The organism is Facklamia sp. P13069 (assembly GCF_050409405.1).
In the GTDB taxonomy this organism is placed as follows: Bacteria; Bacillota; Bacilli; order Lactobacillales; family Aerococcaceae; genus Facklamia.
This window is the reverse complement of the sequence record NZ_JBNUPN010000007.1, coordinates 49,552-71,926: the sequence shown is the minus strand read 5'-3', so window position 1 is coordinate 71,926 and position 22,375 is coordinate 49,552. Positions and strand designations below refer to the sequence as shown.

Annotated in this window: 21 protein-coding genes and 2 pseudogenes; 5 read left to right on the top strand and 18 right to left on the bottom strand. The window is 34.9% G+C overall.

The genetic code is table 11. The features are described from left to right. The 3 genes and pseudogenes from ACQV2T_RS03415 to ACQV2T_RS03405 all read right to left on the bottom strand — a co-directional run. On the bottom strand, positions 1 to 178 hold a 178-nt coding region (locus tag ACQV2T_RS03415; RefSeq protein WP_428893235.1), incomplete at its 3' end, for a helix-turn-helix domain-containing protein. Between the two features lie 148 nt (positions 179 to 326). Further along, positions 327 to 659 (bottom strand): annotated as a pseudogene (locus ACQV2T_RS03410) (group II intron reverse transcriptase/maturase); the annotation flags it as partial. An 86-nt stretch (positions 660 to 745) separates the two neighbouring features. Continuing rightward, a complete protein-coding gene (locus tag ACQV2T_RS03405) occupies positions 746 to 1,309 on the bottom strand; it encodes a reverse transcriptase domain-containing protein (RefSeq protein ID WP_428893234.1) in 564 nt (187 codons plus the stop codon). A 208-nt stretch (positions 1,310 to 1,517) separates the two neighbouring features. On the opposite strand from ACQV2T_RS03405, the gene ACQV2T_RS03400 reads away from it, so the two are divergent. Further along, the gene (locus ACQV2T_RS03400) at positions 1,518 to 2,786 is read left to right on the top strand and encodes a serine hydrolase (protein ID WP_428893233.1); all 1,269 of its coding nucleotides are present in this window, start codon (positions 1,518 to 1,520) and stop codon (positions 2,784 to 2,786) included. An 81-nt stretch (positions 2,787 to 2,867) separates the two neighbouring features. Here the strand turns inward: ACQV2T_RS03400 and ACQV2T_RS03395 are convergent, their stop codons facing one another. Then, positions 2,868 to 3,644, bottom strand: coding sequence for an O-antigen ligase family protein (locus ACQV2T_RS03395; protein WP_428882376.1), 777 nt, complete (start codon positions 3,642 to 3,644; stop codon positions 2,868 to 2,870). Positions 3,645 to 4,290: 646 nt separating this feature from the next. Here ACQV2T_RS03395 and ACQV2T_RS03390 point away from each other — a divergent pair. The 4 genes from ACQV2T_RS03390 (at position 4,291) to ACQV2T_RS03375 (ending at position 6,684) form a co-directional block, all read left to right on the top strand. Then, on the top strand, positions 4,291 to 4,488 hold the full coding sequence (locus ACQV2T_RS03390) for a hypothetical protein (protein WP_428874551.1): 198 nt from the start codon (positions 4,291 to 4,293) through the stop codon (positions 4,486 to 4,488). Between the two features lie 157 nt (positions 4,489 to 4,645). Then, positions 4,646 to 4,804 carry a serine hydrolase gene (locus tag ACQV2T_RS03385; protein WP_428874555.1) on the top strand — a complete coding sequence of 53 codons (159 nt, stop codon included), beginning with the start codon at positions 4,646 to 4,648 and terminating at the stop codon, positions 4,802 to 4,804. Between the two features lie 237 nt (positions 4,805 to 5,041). Continuing rightward, complete coding sequence (locus tag ACQV2T_RS03380; protein ID WP_428874550.1) at positions 5,042 to 5,209, top strand: hypothetical protein; 168 nt, start codon at positions 5,042 to 5,044, stop codon at positions 5,207 to 5,209. Between the two features lie 236 nt (positions 5,210 to 5,445). Further along, positions 5,446 to 6,684 (top strand): D-alanyl-D-alanine carboxypeptidase family protein, encoded by a 1,239-nt coding sequence (locus tag ACQV2T_RS03375; RefSeq protein ID WP_428874549.1) that lies wholly within the window; start codon positions 5,446 to 5,448, stop codon positions 6,682 to 6,684. Between the two features lie 18 nt (positions 6,685 to 6,702). On the opposite strand, the pseudogene ACQV2T_RS03370 reads toward ACQV2T_RS03375, so the two are convergent. The 14 genes and pseudogenes from ACQV2T_RS03370 to ACQV2T_RS03305 form a co-directional block, all read right to left on the bottom strand. Beyond that, positions 6,703 to 7,234 (bottom strand): annotated as a pseudogene (locus ACQV2T_RS03370) (ABC transporter ATP-binding protein). Between the two features lie 9 nt (positions 7,235 to 7,243). Continuing rightward, the gene (locus ACQV2T_RS03365; protein ID WP_428893232.1) at positions 7,244 to 7,504 is read right to left on the bottom strand and encodes an FtsX-like permease family protein; all 261 of its coding nucleotides are present in this window, start codon (positions 7,502 to 7,504) and stop codon (positions 7,244 to 7,246) included. A 152-nt stretch (positions 7,505 to 7,656) separates the two neighbouring features. Next, complete coding sequence (gene thrS, locus ACQV2T_RS03360) at positions 7,657 to 9,597, bottom strand: threonine--tRNA ligase (protein ID WP_428874847.1); 1,941 nt, start codon at positions 9,595 to 9,597, stop codon at positions 7,657 to 7,659. A 330-nt stretch (positions 9,598 to 9,927) separates the two neighbouring features. Beyond that, positions 9,928 to 10,125, bottom strand: a complete 198-nt coding sequence (locus ACQV2T_RS03355; RefSeq protein ID WP_428873625.1) for a hypothetical protein — start codon at positions 10,123 to 10,125, stop codon at positions 9,928 to 9,930. A 25-nt stretch (positions 10,126 to 10,150) separates the two neighbouring features. Then, positions 10,151 to 11,080, bottom strand: a complete 930-nt coding sequence (gene dnaI / locus ACQV2T_RS03350; RefSeq protein WP_428873624.1) for a primosomal protein DnaI — start codon at positions 11,078 to 11,080, stop codon at positions 10,151 to 10,153. Position 11,081: 1 nt separating this feature from the next. Continuing rightward, the gene (locus ACQV2T_RS03345; protein ID WP_428876503.1) at positions 11,082 to 12,617 is read right to left on the bottom strand and encodes a DnaD domain protein; all 1,536 of its coding nucleotides are present in this window, start codon (positions 12,615 to 12,617) and stop codon (positions 11,082 to 11,084) included. Then, positions 12,601 to 13,092 (bottom strand): transcriptional regulator NrdR, encoded by a 492-nt coding sequence (nrdR, locus tag ACQV2T_RS03340; RefSeq protein ID WP_428876502.1) that lies wholly within the window; start codon positions 13,090 to 13,092, stop codon positions 12,601 to 12,603. Before nrdR ends, ACQV2T_RS03345 begins: the two co-directional genes overlap by 17 nt. 49 nt (positions 13,093 to 13,141) lie before the next feature. Next, positions 13,142 to 13,735: a dephospho-CoA kinase gene (gene coaE / locus ACQV2T_RS03335; protein WP_428873621.1), complete on the bottom strand. Its 594-nt coding sequence runs from the start codon at positions 13,733 to 13,735 to the stop codon at positions 13,142 to 13,144. A gap of 37 nt (positions 13,736 to 13,772) precedes the next feature. After that, the gene (gene mutM / locus ACQV2T_RS03330) at positions 13,773 to 14,624 is read right to left on the bottom strand and encodes a DNA-formamidopyrimidine glycosylase (protein ID WP_428876501.1); all 852 of its coding nucleotides are present in this window, start codon (positions 14,622 to 14,624) and stop codon (positions 13,773 to 13,775) included. Between the two features lie 128 nt (positions 14,625 to 14,752). Further along, positions 14,753 to 16,768 (bottom strand): DUF2079 domain-containing protein, encoded by a 2,016-nt coding sequence (locus ACQV2T_RS03325; RefSeq protein ID WP_428891866.1) that lies wholly within the window; start codon positions 16,766 to 16,768, stop codon positions 14,753 to 14,755. An 8-nt stretch (positions 16,769 to 16,776) separates the two neighbouring features. Then, a complete protein-coding gene (locus tag ACQV2T_RS03320; protein ID WP_428891865.1) occupies positions 16,777 to 19,557 on the bottom strand; it encodes a YfhO family protein in 2,781 nt (926 codons plus the stop codon). Beyond that, positions 19,554 to 20,495, bottom strand: a complete 942-nt coding sequence (gene pgfS / locus ACQV2T_RS03315; RefSeq protein ID WP_428891864.1) for a glycosyltransferase PgfS — start codon at positions 20,493 to 20,495, stop codon at positions 19,554 to 19,556. The genes ACQV2T_RS03320 and pgfS overlap by 4 nt, the downstream gene beginning before the upstream one ends. Next, complete coding sequence (locus ACQV2T_RS03310) at positions 20,492 to 20,893, bottom strand: GtrA family protein (protein WP_428873616.1); 402 nt, start codon at positions 20,891 to 20,893, stop codon at positions 20,492 to 20,494. Before ACQV2T_RS03310 ends, pgfS begins: the two co-directional genes overlap by 4 nt. 225 nt (positions 20,894 to 21,118) lie before the next feature. Beyond that, positions 21,119 to 22,273 carry a DUF819 domain-containing protein gene (locus tag ACQV2T_RS03305; protein ID WP_428874854.1) on the bottom strand — a complete coding sequence of 385 codons (1,155 nt, stop codon included), beginning with the start codon at positions 22,271 to 22,273 and terminating at the stop codon, positions 21,119 to 21,121. Positions 22,274 to 22,375: the final 102 nt, after the last annotated feature.

Below are 22,375 nucleotides of genomic sequence, written 5' to 3'. Positions count from 1 at the left end.
GAGTAACTGTCCCGCGTTTCACTTTTGTATGAATGGTCTGAGGTGAACGTCCGAGCAATCGAGCGATTGCTCGGTTGGATGGAGGAGGGACTTGTATTTTATACGCTTCAATCTTCACACGTTCTTCATAAGATAGATGTTTGCCTTTGGGGGATGTGGTATAATATGTTTGAGCCATGTGGAGTCTCCTGTTCTATGTTTGTGTCGTTACTACATAGATTACCAGACTCACTGGCTTTTTTTCTATTTATGCTTTTCATAAAATTATGCCAAGCACTATCGTTAGATAAGTCTTTTTATTTCTTTACTTGATAAACCATTAGTTTTTACGTTTCTGCTCCACACCATTCACATTTATTACTTTTAAGTCTATGTCCTAGAGTTGGCTTTTTTAGAATGCCTTTAGACTTATGAATAATATCTACTGTATCTTCTTTAGGATAATCTCTTCTTGCTAAACTACCTTTCCACAATAATCGTATTTTCTCATTACCATTTTTATCAAGATATTTTATACCAAAATCCTTGTTTATATGGTATTTCTTAATAATGTCTGTGATTTTAGTTCTATACTTACACGCTAGTGTTTTGTATAAACTATACTCCATGATATATCGAAATTTATGAAGTTTAGAAGAGTTGTTAGCTATCATGTAATAGTTGCAAAAACTCTTATTTCTCCATTATATTGTTCTAAAATACTTAAATCTGTTCGTGCAGTTAGCTTTGTCCTTTCTTTAGGTAGTCAAACTTTTTTTCCATCATACTTTTTAATTCTTAGTGCTCCTAGTTCAACGAGTTTCTTTTGTATTGTTGAGGTTGAAACTTCAATTCTTACATGACCACCAAAATTTCTAGCCTTTATACCTGCCTTTGTTCTTTTGGTGTGATTACTTCTTGGGGTAACTCTTATATCAAATCCTAAAAACTTGGCTTTATCAGTAGTCTTTGTTATTAGTGTCTTTTCATTTGAAAGCTCAAGTTTTAGTTTGCTTTCGATAAATTTACTAATCTCTTCTTTTATTTTTACTGAATCTGATTTTGAACCTATAACTCCTATTATAAAATCATCAGCATATCTAACATACTGTATTCTTTTAAAACTCTCATCCATTGGATTAAGACATGGGATACTAAAATGTCTCCTGTTTATTTCTTCAAGCTCTTTATTAATATCAGCTTTTTCTATTTTAGTGAGTTCTTTGTCTAGCTTGTTTTGAAGTCTTTGCCTTCTGTCATATAATTCTTTATATTCCTTGTTTACGTGCCTCTTTTTTCCTTCGTCAAAGTTTTCTTTATATCTTTTCATAAATTTATCAAATTTATCAAGATATATATTTATAAATTGCAAATAGAACTCTAGAGTTGTCAAACATATGTTACACAAGGTGCTTCTAAATGGGCATGCTTATGTCTTAGCGTCTAGCCCTCAAATTCTTAGAGCGCAAATTTCCTTTAGCTATTAATCATAATTGATGATATAATACTGCAGAAATCTAAATATTAGGAGTTTTTTAATGGACTTAAAAAAAATTATAATAGGAACGATTATGATAGGGCTGTTAACAGCTTGCCAAAATACCTCATCCCCTGAAGTGAAAAGCTCTTCAGTTGACTCATCTAACAATCAAGCTTCATTAGAGGATTCACAATCATTACAAAGTCAACCTTCTTCCTCACTTGAAAAGTCAGTTGCTGATGAAGATGATCAAATATCTTCTACTAAAGAAGAGAGTAGAGAAACAACTTTATCCAAAACTGACAAATTAAGAAAAGCAATTATAAAAAAGCAAAACAAGTCAAACGATGATAAAGAAGAGACAAACGAAGACTTAGAAGTTTCTTCCATAGAGCCTAACGAAAGTACCGAAACAGTTAAAGAAGATAAACCAATAGTTGAAGATGACGGAACAACCGATAAGGAAGAAACCACCTCTGCAAGTGGTGGAAAAACAACTATTGAAACTACACAAGAAGATGATACCGAACAACAACCAGCCGCTTCATCATTTTCCTTAGATTACGATCAATATGACTCCATTCAAGAAATTATCGAAGATTTAATTGATGAATATGGCTTTGATTCTTCTAAGCTAGGTATTGCTTATCAAAATTTTGTAAGTGAAGAATCCTATTACTTAAACGAAAATGAAGCACGTCATGCAGCTTCTACCAACAAAGTGGGAACCTCCGTCCTATATCTCGACCTAATTGAAGCAGGTGTCCTAAGTTGGGATAGTCAACTGCCTGCTAGCGAAAAGGATTTAGAAGAAGGTGATGGTAGAATCACCAATAATCCCTTGCGCTCATATTATAGCTTAGAGGAATTGATTTCTAACCTTCTAGTCTATTCAGATAATACTGCCTGGAACATTTTAATCGATTATTATTACGAAAATTATGGTGATTATCGCAATGACTTAATCGAACTATCAGGCATTAATAATAAACCGATTGCTTTAACTCAAAATATGAACTATGCGACACCCAATATGCTAATCGGTTATCTTAATAAAATTGCTTTCGATGATAGCTATCAACCTATTATAAACTACATGTTAATCGCACAAAAAGGACAACGATTCAAGCTGTACGTTGATAAAGGAATGTCTACTAAATATGGTCAGTATGGTAATGGTTATCACGATACAGGTATATACTTCGAAGATGGAAAGCCTATATATAGTCTAGTGCTAATGACCAACGATCTGGGTACACTCGATAATTTTATGGGGGATTTAAATTTACGCGTAAATGAATGGTACCATTACCAACAGATTCAATAATAATCACATCACCCACGCAACTTCTTCAACAAAAGTTGCGTGGGTGAATTTTGTATTCAAAATTATTTGATCAACATACTTTTAAACTTCATTTTCCAATTGTTCGAGAACACAAAAAGGGACCACTAGAATACTTAGTAAGATATAGCCTGTTTGTATCCAAAAAATTCCCACATCCATCATACCGTGAAAAAGAACGATTACTAATATTGACACAATGAGACCTAATTCTAGTCTAATTTTAGGTTGGAAGACTCGTTCAACTACATTCCTAAAGTAATGACTAAAAGCCATTGTTAAAACCATTAGACCTACAATACCGTAATTAGCTAGTGTATCAATCAATAACTGGTGGGCATGCATTTTTCCTTGATCTGCAAACAAATAATAAAAGGTAACATAAGCCATAGGCCCTCTTCCGATTAAGGGGCTTGTTATAAATATTTGCCATCCAGTATACCAAATTGCAAAACGGTCATCAAAAGCATGCGCCAAAGTAGTAAACCTAGGTAATAATTCAGGTTTTATAAACAAAGTTAAAAAACCTCCTGCTAAAGCAAAACCAATCCCCCATGCTATTTTAGGCTTTAAGAAAAATACCATAAGGACAATCCCTACAATACAAGTAGGAATAGACCATCTCGAAGCAGTTAAAAATAAACTAATTAAATTTAAGAAGATGACTATCATCGATAACCAACGATCAAGTGGTCGCTTTGTTTTCGCCATTAAATAAATAGCCATTACTAAAACCATGGCAATATATAGTCCATAATAATTAGGATTAAAAAACGTTGCTTCTGCACGAATTTGCGGATTATGATACTTAAAAATATAAAATAAATCGTAACCATTCATAAAAACATAGTAAGTATATCTTACAAACGCTAGCAAAGCTAACGGGATAGACCCCCATGTGAAAATTTTTATCTGTTTTAAAAAAAGCTGAGGAGTAATTATTTGAAAATAAAAATTAAATAGTAAAAAAAGTAAAAAAAGAACAAATGTGACGGCAACTCCGATATAATTCCTAAAGTAGATTGATATGATTAAACTATATATCAAAAAGATAAATAACCAACTCTGTTTGCGCATTATCTGTCTCAAGTCTCGACGGTGTTGAAATAGAAGATATAAGGTTGTTAAAAAAATAACAGCGCTACCAACATAAAAAGGTAATAAGACTGAAACTGACACCAATAAGAATAAATTACCTTCAAGATTTTCACTTTGAGTCAAAGATTTCAAATTCACTACCATCCACCTCCATGACTAATATTTATTATTATAGCAAAAGATGCTCTATATATTCATTAAGTAAAAACAGATTTTATCTTGAAGATTATTCATAAAGTAGTTATTATTAACCAAATACAGTTCATCTCAAAGCTTAAATGGACTCGTTATTTAGAAATAAGTTCAATGTTTATGTGGTTGACACCGTATTTCTTACATTATCTTAGGAAATGCTCATGTCGATAAAAAACTTTTTATTAGCTTTTTTATGATATTTCTAGTTGACTGTCAGCAGGACTCTCATTCTCCTTCTGATAGCGAAGAATCTATTACAACTGCGTCAGAAAGACTAAGTACAACTATTGAGACTCAAGAAACCAGCATGGATGAAAAAATCGGATTGAAGAACATCAAGTTACATCCTATTCAAGAAATTATGATTCCTATCGTTCAGTTACTGATTTAGTGAATGATTTAATAAATGACTATAATTCCCCATCTTCTCGTCTAGGCATTTCCTACTATAATTTTTCACTAAAGAATCTCACTTTTTAAACGAAATTATCGGCCAATATGCTCCTTCTAGCAATAAAGTTGGAACGGCTGTTCTTTACATCTAATTAATTGAAGAGGGAAAACTTAACTGGAAAAGTCAATTGCCTGCCAGCAATGTTGATTTTGAATCAGGTGCAGAAAAAAATACCCATAGTCCCATTCAGTCTGAATACCAATTAGAAGAGCTGATTGAAAATTTATTAGTGTATTCAAATAACATCGCTTGAAACATTCTGATTAATTATTATCAAAACAATTTTGGAGACTTTAAACGTGATTTGGTTGAAAAATCAGGGGCTAGTCAAAAGACAGAAAGTCTTTATGATCAATATAACTATGCTACTCCTAATACTTTATTAGTTTAACTAAAACAAATTGCCCAAGATAAAGAATATTTACCTCTAGTTAGATACATATCCATTTCTGAAAAAGATCAACACTTTAAGTTTTATATCAAAGGTGGTATGGCTGCTAAATATGGACAACTGGATTATGCCTATCACGGTACAGCTATTTATTTTGAAAATGGACACCCTATCTATGCTCTGGTTCTAATGAAAAGAGAAATTGGGACAGTGGATCAATTTATGGGAAAACTTAACCTTATTATCAATGAATGGTCTCTCTATTAAATTTCTCCCAATAAATAAAACTATTTCATCAAAAATTACTATGTTGTAATCTCTTTCATTTTTACCAATCAACATTTAAAATTGCGCTTTTCATAACTGTGAACGAAATTTGATGCTTCTTTGTTTTTTTTAAATTTCATATCTCAATTGGACTTAAATTGAGATTTCGCTATAATAAAGAATAGTTTATTGACTAGTTTTAACGTTAGTCACACCCATTTTAAGGAGGACAGCCTATGCCTATACATTCAATAAATTGGCAAAAATTTTTTAAAAAACTTGTTTTAGTCATGCTTTTTAGCAATTTATTCAATCAAGCTATTTCAGCCCAAGTTGAAAATTTATCTAAATTACCTGATCTGTCTAGAGATATTAATAAGGCCAAAGAATACAAGACGGTCGTCATGCCAGATGATTACCCAGAGGAGCTAACCAGCTTTTTTGATAGTTCAATTAGTTCAAGATCCTTCATTGTGGTAGATGTTGAAACAAATCGAATTTTAGCTCAAAGAGGAAGTAATATCCCCTATCCAATTGCTTCTACAACTAAAATTCTTACAGCCTATCTTACTTATAAAGCAATTGAAGATGGGAAAATAAAAATTACAAGTGAAATTGAAGCTCCCAGTGATCTAACTCAAGCACTCTCTGATAACCCTGAGTTAACTAGCACCCCTTTAATAGCTGGTCAAAAATATACTGTAGATGATTTACTTCATGCTTTAATTATGCGTTCAGGGAATGATGCAGCCTCTTTACTGATGCGAGAAATCTATGGTTCAGAAACTGCAGCTGTTCAAGCGATGATCGACCAACTTAATAATTGGGGCTTTGTAGATTTCGATTTATACACAACTTCTGGTGTCCCTAATGAATTTATACCTGAAGATTGGCGTATGGCTGGGTCTCTAGCTAGTAATGAAAACGCAATGTCTGCTCAGGACCTAGCTTTGATGACTCAAAATGTCATTAAAGAATTTCCAGAAATTTTAAATATTTCTTCTGCTAAAACTTATGTTTTCCAGGAAGATGGCGACTTTAGCCAAGTTTTTAATACCCCTAACCCTCTTTTACCTGGTCAATCATTAGGAAGAGAAGGAATTAATGGCCTTAAATCCGGTCTCACAGATGGTGCAGGAGATAGTTTTGTAGCGACAGGCAAGGAAAATGGGCGTGAAATTATTGCCTTATCCATGGGGAACTTTATCCAAGAAGATGGAAGTTATTCTTCTTCTTATGATCAATTAACCTTGATTCTTGATGCTTTAGCTGAACATCCTGATTTATATCAAAATGAAAACTTACCCCTTAATCAAGTCACTCAATCCAAAGTTGAAGAAGAGCTTAATGAAACTTCCATAGATGGTGAAGAAGATAATGAGTCTCAAACCGAACAAGAAAAAAACACTTTAGAAAATCGAAGAGATAATCCAATAACTAACTTTATTAAAAGAATATTTGACAATTTTAGATGATTAAAAAGCAGATCTCCTTTAAAAAGGAAATCTGCTTTTTAAATATTCATTGCTATCGGCTTCTTCTAATTTTCCATCTATCATTTTAAAAAATCGGTCACATTTAGATATTAGCCGCGTGTCATGCGTCACCATAATTGTTGCTTATGCTATTTCCTTAGTCATTTTTGCTAAAAGATCCACTACCTCGAAAGCACGTTCACTATCTAAACTAGCCGTCGGTTCATCAGCTAAGCGGAATTGATCTTTAACTTTTAAAAAGGAATAAGATTCGAGGCTTGTAAAATTAAACCTATTTTATCAAAGCGGCGTTTAGTACGTTCTTTATCACTTAAAGCGGAAAAATCTTCTTTTAAGTAGACTTGACCTTTTGAAGGACTTTGGAGCCCTCCAATAATCGATAATAAAGTACTTTTACCAGAACCAGCTGGGCCAATTATGGCCACAAATTCGCTTGGTTCAATCTCAAAATTAGTCTGTTTCAAAGCTTGAATTGTTTTGTCACCATCTTTAAAACTTTTTCAATATTTTTAATTTCTATGGCTTTCACGTTTATCTCCTAAGATATCGCTTGACTTGGATCAATGCGTACAATTTGTCTAACTGAAAGCAATCCACCTAAAACCGCAAAGACAATCATTAAGACCATTGTAATTCCAATTAATTCCCATGAAAAAGCAAAAGGTACTTTTGCTGGTAAATAAAGGGCTGTTAAAAGAGTAAATATCAAACCGAGCGTGGCTCCTATAACCGCCATTAGTAAAGTTTGGTAGACGACTGAGCTACCGATAACGAAGCTTGAAATACCCTGTGCCTTCATGACACCTATACAAGACTGCTATGATCATTGCTAATAACTGCCGCCTTATTAGAAAATAATTTTTGTGAATTAAAAAAACACTTAGTCTCAAATTTGCCTTTAAGTAGTTAATAAAGACAATTTGGGCGATAAGTGTTTAGAATTATAATTTTTTATTTTTTCGATTTATTATTAATATCCGCTAAAATCATTGCAATGAAATCTTCAACCGAAACTGATTCTGAATTTTCTTGACCGTAACGACGAACATTCACATTACCAGATTCAACTTCTTTGTCCCCAATTACTAATTGGTAAGGAACTTTAGAAGTTTGAGCTGAACGAATCTTATAGCCAAGTTTTTCATTACGCAAGTCCATTTCAACGCGAACACCAACATTTCTCAAAGCATGATAGATTTCTTCTACTTTTTCACCATGGGCTGCGAGATTAACTGGTAAAAGAACAACTTGAACTGGAGCTAACCAAGTAGGGAAGGATCCCTTGTACTCTTCAATTAAGTAGGCAACGAATCGTTCCATAGTTGAAACTACACCACGGTGGATAACAACCGGACGATGGTCATTTTGACCATCCTCACCTACATAAGTTAGGTCAAAGCGTTCTGGAAGTAGGAAGTCTAATTGTACTGTGGACATGGTTTCTTCTAAGCCAATAGCTGTTTTGAATTGAACATCTAACTTAGGCCCATAGAAAGCTGCTTCCCCTTCCGCTTCAAAGTAATCCAATTCTAATTCATCCATAGCTTCTTTAAGCATAGCTTGGGCTTTTTCCCACATCTCATCATCATCAAAGTATTTCTTAGTATCCTCAGGATCACGGTATGATAAACGATAACGATAATCTGTAATGCCAAAGTCCTGATATACCTCAGAAATCAACTGTAACACACGCTTAAATTCCTCTTTAATTTGGTCAGGACGAACGAAAATATGCGCGTCATTAAGTGTCATTTCACGAACACGCTGCAAGCCTGATAAAGCACCCGATTTTTCATAACGATGCATCATCCCTAATTCTGCAATTCGAATAGGTAGTTCACGATAGGAATGAATATCATCTTTATAAATCATCATATGGTGTGGACAGTTCATCGGTCTTAGAACAAGCATCTCACCGTCACCCATATCCATAGGCGGGAACATATCATCTTGATAATGATCCCAGTGTCCCGAGGTCTTATAAAGATCCGTCTTGGCCATGATTGGAGTGTAAACATGTTGATAACCCAATGAAATTTCCTTATCAGTAATATAGCGTTCGATGGTACGACGGATAGTTGCTCCATTAGGTAGCCAGAAAGGTAAACCTGATCCCGCTTCCGGACTAATCATGAATATGTTCAATTCTTTACCTAATTTACGGTGGTCGCGCTCCTTAGCCTCTTCACGTAATCTTAAGAATTCATCTAGATCTTCTTGTTTAAAGAATGCTGTTCCATAAACCCTTTGCATCATCTTATTATCAGAATTGCCACGCCAATAAGCTCCAGCGAGTGACAAGAGTTTAAAAGTCTTAATCTTACCAGTTGAAGGCACATGAATTCCACGACATAAATCAGTAAAATCTTCTTGCGTATAGACGGTGATAATTTCGTCTTCAGGTAAATCATTGATTAACTCTTGCTTGTAAGGATCATCCTTAAAAATCTCTAAAGCCTCTTGACGCGATACCACTCGCCGTTCAATTGGATAATTGGCTGAAATAATTTTTTTCATTTCCTTTTCAATTTTTGGCAATTCTTCTTCGGTAATTGGATCTGGTTTGTCAGTATCATAATAGAATCCTGAATCAATGGCAGGTCCTACACCAAAGTGAATACCTGGATACAAACGAGTCATAGCATGAGCCATTAAGTGAGCGGTTGAGTGACGCATAATTTGTAAAGCTTCGTCACTTTTATTAGTGATAATCTCAATTGACCCATCCTTTTCAATTGGTCGATTATGGTCAATAATCTCTCCTTCAAATTTACCTGCTAAGGTTGCTTTAGCTAAAGAACGAGAGATAGATTCTGCTACTTGCATGGGTGTGATGCCTGATTGATATTCTCTTACAGCACCATCCGGTAATGTTAAATGAATTGTTGACATATAAGATTCCTCCTCCGTACTACTGAAACTTAAAACAAAACGTCCCATTGGCTATTACTAACCAATGGGACGTGTATTCGACGTGGTTCCACCCAAGTTCATTATCTTTTATAAGATAATCTCATAGAGTTAACGCCTCCGACGTCTCGACTTACCACTCATGCTTGGGTCGAGCATTCAAGAAGGGGTAAAGCTAATTATCATTAAGGTCTTCCAGCAAACGACCTCTCTCTTGAAATGAGGGAATTAAACTTCGTGACTTCTCATTAATTTCTTATCTTGAGTTAAATTCATTAAACCATCAATCTTAAAAAAATGCAAGAATTAGTTTCATAATTGCATTAATCTGCCAATGCCAGTCAAATTAGCTAAAATCCCTAAAAACATAGGAAATAATAAAACAGTTTGCTTTTCCACAAAGAAATACAACCCTGCCACCGTTATTTGAATAATCAGTGCAATAGCAAGGACTAGCAATATAAACCTTTGCTCTTTTTTAAAATCTGTTGATTTGAATCCATCTCTCATACATCGATTTCCTCTCTTTAATAAATTAACGGTTAGATAAGCGGCGATTTTCTCCCGTCAATTGCCATTCCTTAGTTAAAAATTTAATTCTTTCCATGATTCTTGCCGCTTTCGTCACGTCGGAAGCATTACGACTAGAAGCTAAATGAACTTCTAACTCTGCCATTGTGAAGTTGGAAGTGAAAAATGTTGGTAAGGATTCCTTCATCCGATGTTCGAGTATAACCCCTAATAAATCATCTCTTAACCAAGCTGAATTCGATTCCGCCCCAATATCATCAATAATTAGAACTGTTTTCTTCTTAATTTGCTCTAACATCATAAATAATTGATTGTCTTGCCCAATCACAGCCTTCATTTCCATCGTAAAGGTTGGGTAATGAATCATCGATACTTGATAACCCAAACTGGCTAGAGCATTGGCTAAGGCCCCTAATAAATAGGTCTTTCCAACACCAAACGGTCCAGCGATATACATACCTCTGGCTTGACGAATATTCACTTTAATCTCTTCAATAAAAGTTGTGACAGCTTCCATCAACACTAAACGTTGCGGACTGGTTAAGTCGTAATCTTCAAGCCTTGCTTTTTGAACATCTAGAGCCATCATCCGATTATCAATTAAAGCAGCTGTTTTTCTTTGGGCCTGTTGATGTAAATAACTTTGAGTGGGCACATAGGTAACATCTATATAGTTATAGTTGATAAAAAGTTCCGGTGTAAAACCAGGGTTTTGCCCTTCTTTACCTGCTGCCATGGCTTCTTTTTCCATCCGATACTCGTTGAGTTTGGATAGAGAATTCATGATCATTTCTAGTGAAATTTTGTCCTGATTAGCATTGATAAAATCCTTAATAGCAGGATAATTGAGAAGCACTTTTGTCATTTCTTGACTTGAAGCAGATTGGGGTGTTTGATTTTCAAAATCTTTCATCAGCTGTTTGATGGATTGCATCTTAATCTTCCCCCTTATTTAATAAGTTCTCTAGTCGTTTGCGAATTTCTTCTTCTTTTAATTGTGACGAAGGTTTTGCGCCTTTGTCTATAGAGTCATCATCTATCTCCTTTGACAATGCGTTCTTACCATTTGTCTCAACTGGTTTACTGCTAGCATTTTCTTGAGAAGTGGCTTTTGGATTTTGTTGTTCCTTCAACCAACTAGGCACCAACTCTTGATATTTTTTTTTGTTAGTCCAATTGTTCTTTGATGATTGTGCTTTTTGCTTGTCTTTAATTTTACTTTGTTTCTCTTTAAAGAGTCTCTGCTTATGTAAGAACTCCAAGGCCTCTGCAGGATTGGATAGTCCCACTTGTTGCCACTCATTAGCCAATCGATTCGATCTTCCTTTTTCAAAATTGGCGTGCCCTTCCATAACGATTAAATAATAAACTAAAAAGTTCAAGACAGCTTGTGGCAGACGTGATTTCTCAATTAGTTCTTTTAAATAATAATGTTCAGAACTCGTCGCAAATCCGCCTGCTTCTTCTTTAATTTGATTTAAAAATTCACTTGGATTCATTTGCTGACAGATAAGTATAATTTCAATTTCTTGATCGGTAAAGCTTGGATAGTTCGTTCTTAAATCATTTTTCAAATTAGCAAGTTCTTCGTGACTTGCTTTGACTGACTGGTCGACTAATTGATCATAATATTCGCGTTTCTTAAAATACTGATATTTTGCTGCATAAGTTCTTAACAATTCAAGATCAATTTGTTGTGTGACTGGACTTTGAGCGAGTTTAACAACTTGCGCCATAGCTTCCTCATCTAGTTCATAAAACTGACTTAAGCTAGCTATTTGGTTCAAGACAGCTTGGCTTATCAATTCTTTAGCAACTTGTTTACTGGCTAGTATCTGATAAAAGAAAGATAAATCAAATCTATCTTGAAAGTTGTCTTCATCAAGCTCAAAATTTGAGTATTGGTCTTGGAATTGTATGCCTTCGGTCGCTTCAAATAATTCACTACGACGAAAGTTTTCGCTTTTAGCATTGATAACCTCAGCGAAAGGTAAGGTGATTTCGCTTAATGCTGTCTGCCCTAGGTCTTCTTTTTTCCACAGACGAATCAAGCCATAATAAGACTCATCACCTATTTGATTAAAAAGAGCTAATGATAATTGGGGATGTTTAAAAAAATGTTCCACTGACAAAGGCATTTGCATTTCATAGAAAATAGTTTGCCGTGTATAGTCATCATGTGACTTTTCATCTCGATAAGTCCTTATAAGATTCACAGCTTCTAAATGAATGCGTGCTTGATTGAAATCCCCTATACCCATATTAAGAACAGGTAATAATCGAGAGTGCATCGTCCGATAGGTCCAATTAAGTTTTTCTCTCGGTTGGTGAGCCAAAGTTAAATATAAACTGACTGCATCGGCCCCAATAATCGGTTGATAAAGTTGAGTTAAACATTGAAGTTGCTGAAATGATAAAGGAAGGCCTAATTTGACTTGATAAGGTTGATAAGGATTAATCTGTAAGACCATGGTCCTCTTGCTCCGATGATTTTGATTGTAGCGTTAGGGCTTCAAGTTCTTTAATAAACATTTCACGTGATTGGAATTCACGGTATACCGAAGCAAAACGAATATAGGCCACTTCATCTAATTCCATTAATAAAGGCATTACAAATTCACCGATATCTTTACTAGCAATTTCTTGTTCACAAACTTCTCGAATTTTATTTTCAACGTGACCGACCACTTCTTCCATTTGCTCACGACTAATCGGTCGTTTTTCTGCCGCTCTAACAATACCACGCAAGAGTTTATCACGATTAAACTCTTCACGTGTTCCATCACGTTTAACTACTAATAAAGGTGTTCTCTCAATACGTTCATAAGTATTAAAACGAAAACCACAAGTCATACACTCTCTTCTACGTCGGATAGATGCACCATCTTCTGCGGGTCGGGAATCAATTACTTTGGATTGTTGCTGATGACACTTTGGACATTCCATCAAAGCTCCCCCTTTCTATATAAATATATTAAAGTAATTCCTAATTCTATTATAGCTTATTTAATAAATCTTGTAATGCTTGATTAACTTGTTCAGCAACTGTCTCTTTGTCAAACTCAGTATCAATGACAAAATCAGCTTGCTCAATTTTTTCGATAGTGGGGATTTGACTAGAAATTTTTCTTTGAGCCATTTCTAGATCGATTTGATCTCTTTGAGTCAAGCGTTCTAATTGCTTATGATAAGGCGCATAGATCACCCACACCTGATCAAAGAAAGCTTGCCAACCCACTTCATATAACAAGGGCACTTCAACGAATACCAATGGTTCAGATAACGTTTTAATTTGACGTCTTAGCTCTTCAAGAATCAAAGGGTGTAAAATTTGATTAAGGGCTTCTAAAGCTTGAGAATCATTGAAGACTATTGCCGATAAAAGTGGACGGTTTAAATGACCTGAGCCCAATAGGATTTTTTCAGAAAATCTTTCAACCAGTCTATTTAATCCCTTACTACCAGGCTTAACTACTTTCCTTGCAATTAGATCCGTATCAATAACTGGATAGTTTAAATTTTTAATTATTTGAGCCACGGTTGATTTACCGGTTGCTATTCCTCCTGTTAATGCTATCAAAAACGTCATACTATACCTCCTGTTTAGTCGATCATGTTTGTTTTTACTAAGTAAAATATCTCTGACACCTTGGACAGTAATGTGTGCCTCGTTGAGCCAACTGAGTTTTTTCTACGGTAGTACCACATCGAAAACAAGGCTGTCCCTTGCGCCCATACACTTGCAATTGTTGTTGAAATTCTCCTGCTTGTCCTAAACTGTTGCGGTAAGTTCGAACGGATGAGCCTCCTGCCTTGACCGCTTCATCAATCACCTCAATGATTGATTGATGTAGATCTTGCATATTACTTAGTGGAACAGACCTGGCCAAACTAGCTGGATGGATTCCTGCTCTAAATAAGGATTCATCAACATAAATATTTCCTAAACCTGCCACTGTTTTTTGATCTAAGAGAACAGGTTTAATCATACGATTAATTTTGGATAGGTCTTTTTGAAAACTTGCTAAATCAAACTCATTTTCTGTGGGTTCTGGACCTAAGTCCTTGGCGAGAAAATAATTTTCTAGCTCATTTTTCGCTATTACTTCAATCCGACCAAACTTTCTAACGTCATGATAGTTCAATAAAGTTCCATCAGAGAACATAAATTCGACATGAGTGTGCTTATCTTTTTGATAGGATGTCAATTGATCTTGAGGAGTGTATTGATATTTACCTTCCATTCGCAAATGCGAAATCATAACCTTATCGCTAAGAATAAATATTAAATATTTTCCTCTTCGTTTGACTTCAATGATTTGTTGGTCGATTAACTGATTAGCAAACAATTTTACTTCTTCAGCATTTTCAGCCCCTACTATTCTAGGCCAATAAACATTTACTTTTTTTATGGTCTTTCCTTGAACCAACTGATTCAATCCAATCATGACAGCATTTACTTCTGGTAATTCTGGCATTTAACCCACTCCTAAACTGAAATCTATTTTTATTTTATCATGAAAGAAGAACTTTGTCGGTTATGTCGAATAGTAAAGATGATATCGTCCTATTTTAAAAACCACCTAGGATTAGGTGGTTCAAAAATTTATCTAGCTTCTAAAATAACAACATCCCTACCTGAAAGATCACTTTCAATATAGCCTGAAGCAAGATATTTTTCAATTACTTGTTTTTCTTCTGATTGACCTTCTAAAATTGAGCGATTAAAAACAACATAATCAATAGTAAGGTCTACTTCTCGATTATTATGATAGAAAAGATCATAGAGTTCTGAATTTTTTGATAAAGGTGTCGTATATGAGGATACCGTCACAACTCTACTATTTTTTGGTATTTTAGCTAAGGTCTTTTGAATCGATTGATAAAATTCAGTGTCGTTTTGATAGGATTGATAATCATACTTTCTAGGGCCTATCATTGTTACAAAAAACGAAAGGCTTGCTAATATTGATAAGGTGATGAAAAAGCTAGATAATTGTTCAAATGAGATTTTTTTGGTTCGAAACAGATACACTTTTCTTCTTTGCCAATGTTCAATGGTTATGATAGACATAAAAAGAATAAGCGTGCTCGACCCAAAGTGATATTGTTTAAATAAGTCGACTTGATAAGGCCAGTCACTGACAAGATTGATGACCAAAAGGGGTAACAATAAAATATACGGGCGCCATGAAACTTGTAGCAAGGGTAAGAAGGCCTGGCTTGCAAAAATAATCAAGAGATACTTTAACTTTTCATAAGTAAAAATACTTGCTAATGTGAATGCGGGGTTTTTTATGGCATTAAAGACCGCATGGATTAAACCCTCTTGGTCTGTCAGCATAAAATTGGCAAAGCGACTAGTCATTGCCCCAGTGCCAAAGTGTCTTAACCAAGTAATAGCAAAGAAAAAATAAGCTATTGGTATAATAATCTGAAGCCCCAGTATTACTTTTTTTACCTTAGACGTTTGGGGCCAAAGATTTTGTAATAAAAAGAAAGCCCCGATACTTATTACATAAACAATCGCATCTTCTTTGACTGCTAATAATAATAGGGTTGCTACCGCCATCTTCCAGCTCGATTGACTGAAGTCGGCATAAATTAACCATAAAACTAATGGTGCTAAAAAACAATTTTCATGATAGTCATAGAATTGACCGCTAGTCAATGATGGCATCCATAAATAGAGCAAAAGAAAGACAATTCGATACTTCACACTCCACTTTAACTGATTAAGTATTAAATATAAAGGTATGACTCCTGACATTACAATGAGAACTTGAAGCGCTTGAATAGTCAAAGGACTCGGTAATAGCCAATAAACAGGCAGAATTAAATAATGAATAGGAGAGAGATGCACTGCAAAATGTGACAACTTTTCTCCTCTTTCTAAAGTTGTAATAGGCCCCATCCCATTCGCCATACTCTCAAACATCTGCGAAAAAATGCCCATATCATAAGTCGGTGAAGCATAGACTAAAACTCTAGCAATTACCCATAAGCCAACTGTTGATGCATACAATATAATGGACAGAAAGAATATTGCCCATAAACTCCCTGACCTCATTCTTAAATTTAATCGTTCCAGAAGACTTCCACGAGTTAAGAAGTAAGCTAAAATAGCACTTAAAATAAATAAGATTAATAATTTTTTATCCATTGATGAACTATTTGTTACAAATGTTTCTTCATTCAAAAAAACAGCCAGATAAATGAAGCGTATCGCTAAGATAAAAGCTCCTCCCAATACAATGAATTGTTTCTTAAGTCTATTGAAAAAGAGATAGCAATAGTAGGTCATTAAAAGAAAAAACACACCCAAGACGATTACTAAGGATGAGTTTTGCCATGTAAAGAATAGACAAAATATTACTAAGACAATAGTAAAAAATTCTCCTCTTAAATCTTCTCTTGAAAAATGAAAATCGCCCGCTAATAAAAGTGAAAAAACTAAAACAAGCATACTTAAAAAAGAAAATATGGACACTTGATTATCCAGAATGACCAAAACATTGAGTTCAGGACACATCATAATGTTTAAAATCGCCGTTATTAGATAAGCTGATAGAAAGTGAAAGCCAAGTGACCAAGAAATAATTAAAGATTTTTTCTGACTCATCTTGAAATTTACTCCTCTACTTTAATGTCATTCGTTGGATCTTTTGTAATTTTGAACCTTTCAACCTGCTGGTCAGTAGGAGACTTTTTGGCTGAGCGACCAATTTGTCGTTTATTTAACGACTCACCATTTCGATGAAACATTAAGAACTTGCCGTACTTTTGCTCTAGAAGAGCCCAAGCAATTAAACTTAAGGCAGACAAACTAGTAATGCCTGCTCCCAATAAAAGGCCTCTCGGCTGAAAGATCATTTCAAGTTGATGTTCGCCAGCTTCTACTTGAAAGGCCAAAAGAGAATCCCATATTTTTTCGTCTTCTACAAGTTCTCCATCGACCTTCACTTGCCATCCTTGGTCGTACGGAATAGAAGTAAACACCCAAGGGCTATCTTTAATTGTAATCGAACCTCTCACATAGTTGGAGCCCCACTCTTCTATTTGTATGGCCTCTGACTGCCGGTCTTCGATTATTTGGTTAACCTTATTTTGATCCATTTGGTAAATCTTCAGATCTGTCAAATTGAATTGTCGGTCAGCCTTAATAATGATCTCCAACTCTTGTTCTTGACCTTTGGCTTGATGGGCAATATTAAAGACTTGATTGGCTCCGAATTTAGAGCGATAATCGTAATTCTGTCCATTTAATAAAATGTCGACTTCTCCCTTATAGGTTGATAAACTGCGCGGAATATCGACAAAGTAGGAATCATCAGTAGTTGGCGTAAAAATCAACTTCATTGAACCATCCAGTGTATTATCTTCACGAGAAAAGATTTGACCTCCTGATTGTGTCGCTCCATGAATTAAGTTGGTTAAAGTCACCTCGGTCTCAACCAGTTTGAAAATTTCTGTATCATCTGATAGGAGAGCTTGAGCAATCGCATTTTGGTTAGCGATCGGTCGGTTTTCAATTAAATTCAATTGAGCCAACTGATTACTTACTCCAAAAGCAATCGGCAATGTTTTAGGCGTTTGGAAAATGGTAAATCGATCGGTTTCATCTACCTTATTCGCCTCATTAGTAATATCTAGGCGTGTCACATCCGTTGGAAAAATATAAGTCTGATCAATAACAGCTTGATCATCACTTGAAAAGGGTTCATTATTTACAAAATACTTCACTCCGAATAGAGCATCAGTTAAAGGAGTACCATAATAATAAATAGATGCATCAATCGCTGAATTCCCTAGTTCTTCGAACAAATCTCGTGTAGAGCCTTCTAAACTAGAGGTGAAGGTTGTCATTCCAGGATAACTAAAAGTCATCGGATCATTTTTAGACCGATAGAATGTTTTAGAGATACGGTAAAAATCGCTTTTGTCTGGACGAATTTTATCAATAGATTCGTCAATGACATCCAGTGCATTTTCAAATTTAAAAGCATTGTTATGATTTAGTCTTCCCTGGGAAAGATAGGCATTGGCACTTAACTCTCCAAAACTTAATAATAAAACTAGCAGCCATTTAAAGTGAGGCTGTTTTACTAAATAAAGAACCAACCACATTAGCCCAAAAATAAAGGCGGAAGCTTGTCTTTGTTCAGGAGTCAGGAAAGAATATTCCTTGACCATCACTACAGACTGAATTAAGAGGGCAATAGCTATTCCAATGAAAACTTCCTGGCTTTCAATCACTTTATCCTTGAGTCCTTGATAAGCTAATAAGATAAGGAAAAAGACTAGAATCCAAGAAAAACGATAGAAAAAGCCTGCTGGATTTTGTCCCATATGCCAAATCTTGCTAGTGAATTCATGGGTCATAGAAAAGAAGAAGATAGTTAAAACAGTAGCGCTCGCCCATTTATGGCTGGTTTTAATTGTTTTCGATAGGAAATAACTGATTACCCCCACCATAGCTAAGGACCCAACATATATGTTGGGTAAGTTCGGTCCCGCAGACCATGACTCATTATCAAAAGCCCCTATCATTAACTTAGCAAAGATATCTAATGGATTTATTTGTAATTCCCAATCAAAAGATAGAGTCGATTCCAAAGCAGCTTTTGAAAAGAGTAAGTTATAAATGTTAGGCACTAATAATAGAGCTGACAGTCCAATTCCTATTAGAGAAAACATACCTAAGCGAACAACATTTTGTCCTAAAAATTTAAAATAATGGTCTTTATGTACTTGGTAATATTGAACAAACAAATAATAAAAACTATAGAATAAAATAAACAAGCAAATCATATAGCCCATATAATATTGAATGATCATAGTCGAAGCCAAAAGAAAAATGTAGGTGTAAGGCTTTTTACCATCCAGTACATTTTCTAGCGCTACAAGCAGCAGAGGCATTAGCCATAATGCATCCATAAAAATAGGTGTCATTTGATAAGACACAGCGAAACCATTCAAGGCATAGGTGGTAGCCAAAATCAAAGTCAAATAAGGTCTTTTTTGGCCACCATGGCGTTTAATAAGATAATAAGCCATGGATAAGCCCATAGCCCCATACCGCAACCATACCGATAAAAATATAGCATAGGTTATCCATTTCATGGGTAAAATTAAATAAAATATATTGAAAGGACTCATTAAGTAATAAGCCCAAGCCCCAATCATATTTCCTCCAATTGATTTGGTAAAAGAATAAAACAAAGCGCCAAAATCACCTGAATAAAAAGAATTTCGCATAAATATATATAAATCAATAAATTGCTGATTAAAGTCGATAGCTAAGAAAGACTTTTCTCCAAAAGGAAAGAAATCATTAATAAACCACCCTACTAGCATTAAGGCCAAAGGAGCCAAGCCGCTCATTCCATAAATCCATGTTTTTTTCTTCATTCCTGGTCCCCCTTCTTAATATTGCTTTCTTCAATAATATAATGAGGCCTTCCCTTTACCTCATAGAATATTTTACCAATATATTCACCTAAAACCCCAATGGAGACTAATTGAACGCCTCCAAAAAATACAATTGTAAAAATAGTGGTGAAGTAACCTGATACTGCTTGACTCGGATCACTAAAGTAGTTAAAAAGTAACCATATAATATAGAGTCCGGCAATTGCAATACAAGTTAAACCTAAGCCAAAAATCATTCTTAAGGGATGATTAGAAAAGGATAGGATTCCATCTAAAGCGTAGTTTAAAGACTTTTTGAATGACCATTTTGTTTGTCCTGCTTGTCGTAATTCATTTTCATATTCAATGACCGTTTCCTTAAAACCTATCCAAGAAAATAATCCTTTAGAAAAACGATTATACTCTCTTAATGAGATAATAGCATTAATGGCTGGCCGTGATAACAGACGAAAATCCGAAACACCATCCGTCAATTCGACATCCATCATGGTGTTGGCAACTTTATAAAAGATTTTTGCAAAAAAACTGGTTGTTTTTCGTTCGCCATCTCGACTTCGCTTGGCATTCACCACATCATAGCCTTCTTGATATTTAGCAATCATTTCTTTAATTAAATATGGCGGATTTTGTAAATCTCCATCCATAATAATAACTGCTTCGCCACTGGCATGATCAAAGCCCGCTAACATTGCAGCCTCCTTACCAAAATTGCGACTAAATGAAAGGTATTTAACTCGCTCATCTTGTTCAGCAATTTTTCGCATCAATTCTAAGGTGTGATCGGAGGAGCCATCATTCACATAAAGTAATTCAAATTCGAACTCAACCATTGTTTTCAATTCTTTACTTAAAACTTGGTGAGTCTTTTCGATCATTTCTTCTTCATTATAAAAGGGAATCAAAATTGTTATTTTCAATGTAGGTCTGCCTCCCCTTCAAAATAAATTTTACGTGTCACGAAATTAAAAATCATCACAACAATACCGATCAGCACCTTAGAAATCATTACATCCCACTTGAGCCAATCTACAAAGATTACCAAGCCGATTAGGGTGATTAGCAATCCGATAACACTTAAAATGAAAAAAGCCAGAAATTCTTTATGTCGTTCTCCTGCTTCAAACTTACTTTTAAAAACAAATTTCATAGACAGGTAATAGTTATAAAAGGTAGCTACTACAAAAGCAATGGTTGCGGCAATATGGTGATTAACACCAAATTGATAATTAAGCAAATAGAGGATCCCCATATCTAGTAGGGTCGCTGTCCCTCCAACAAAAACAAAACGAGTGATTTGCTTCATTAATTTTATCATAATTTCCGTCCTTTTCTTTTATGTACACCAATTATTATATACTAAGAGGGGGGGACTTTCATCCTAGCTTAGAAGCTTCAAGCTATTTTAAAGATTTTGTCTTAATAAGGACACAAAAAAGACGATTGAATTTCTGATATGCCCCCTGTCAAGTAGACAGATAAAATATCATTCAAACAATCGTCTATTGTTGTCACATCTTAAAAGATACAGTTTTTAAAGATTTTAAGCTAAAAATGCTAAAAGATTTGAAATTAGTATTCCAATAAATGTTCCCGTACTTACACCTATTAAGGCCATTAATACAGCAATAGGCACTAAAGATTGAGAATAAGCCGCTGCTAAAACTGGTGCAGATGCTACTCCACCTATATTAGCTAATGAAGCCACCCCACATGTGAATAAATCCAACTTAAAAAGCTTAGCTATAATTAACATTAATATGCCGTGAACTAACAAAATAACAAAACCAGTTAAAATATAAGCTGGGGCTTGGGTTAATTCGGCAAAATTTGAAGTAGCTGCAATTAAACCAATTAATAAATATAACAAAACATTAGATAGCTGTGGGGCACCCGGAATCTTACCTAAAGGTGTCATAGCGCACGCTAAACCAATAAAAGTAACGATAATGATTGTCCAGCCTGTTTCAAAGTTACCAGGTAAGTAGCCAGCTATCGTTTGTGCTAGGGCAGTAAAACTAAAAGCTAAACCTAATAACAGTAGAATATGATGATGCTCAATGGCTGTGCTAATTTTATCAAATTTAATAGTTAAATTTTCATTCACTTTATCTATGACAGAGGTGTCAGCCTTGGTCCATTTATTAAACTTTTTAGCAAAAGGTACCATAGCTAACAAGAACATTATCCACATTGAATAATCAATCGAATCAATCAAAAGAGTGTATCCCATACTTTCACTATTAAGATTTAATGATTCCATAACAGCAGACATATTTTGGACGCCACCTACCCAACTACCTGCTAAGGCACCAAGCGTGAGCGGAGCATCCGGCGATAGGATGCCTTTGAATAGGGTGAAAGCGATTACAAAGCCTATTGTAATCGTGATTGTTGCTGAGAAAAATGATAGGATCATTTTCCAGCCTAACTTGGCAATATCTCTTAAATCAGCTCTTAGAAGCATTAGAAAGATCATAGCTGGAAGAATAGCATCCTTAATCGCTCCCCTTGCACCCAAGACTTCCTCCCCTTGCCAAAAACCAAAGGTTGAAAATAACATCGTTCCAAAATAAACTATTATCAGTGCTGGTACATAAGTAAAGAACTTCGAATCCTTATACTTGCTTTCAAGCCAAACCATTACACCTATGAAAAGTAACATGAAGGCGATAAAGTGAAATCCATTCGTAATCATAAAAAACCTCCTTTTATTTTACCACTGTTTGATAACGCTTTCAAAGTGGCTAGTTTTATTTTATATTAATTTTAAAAGTGCGTCAATGAAAAATTTAAGTTT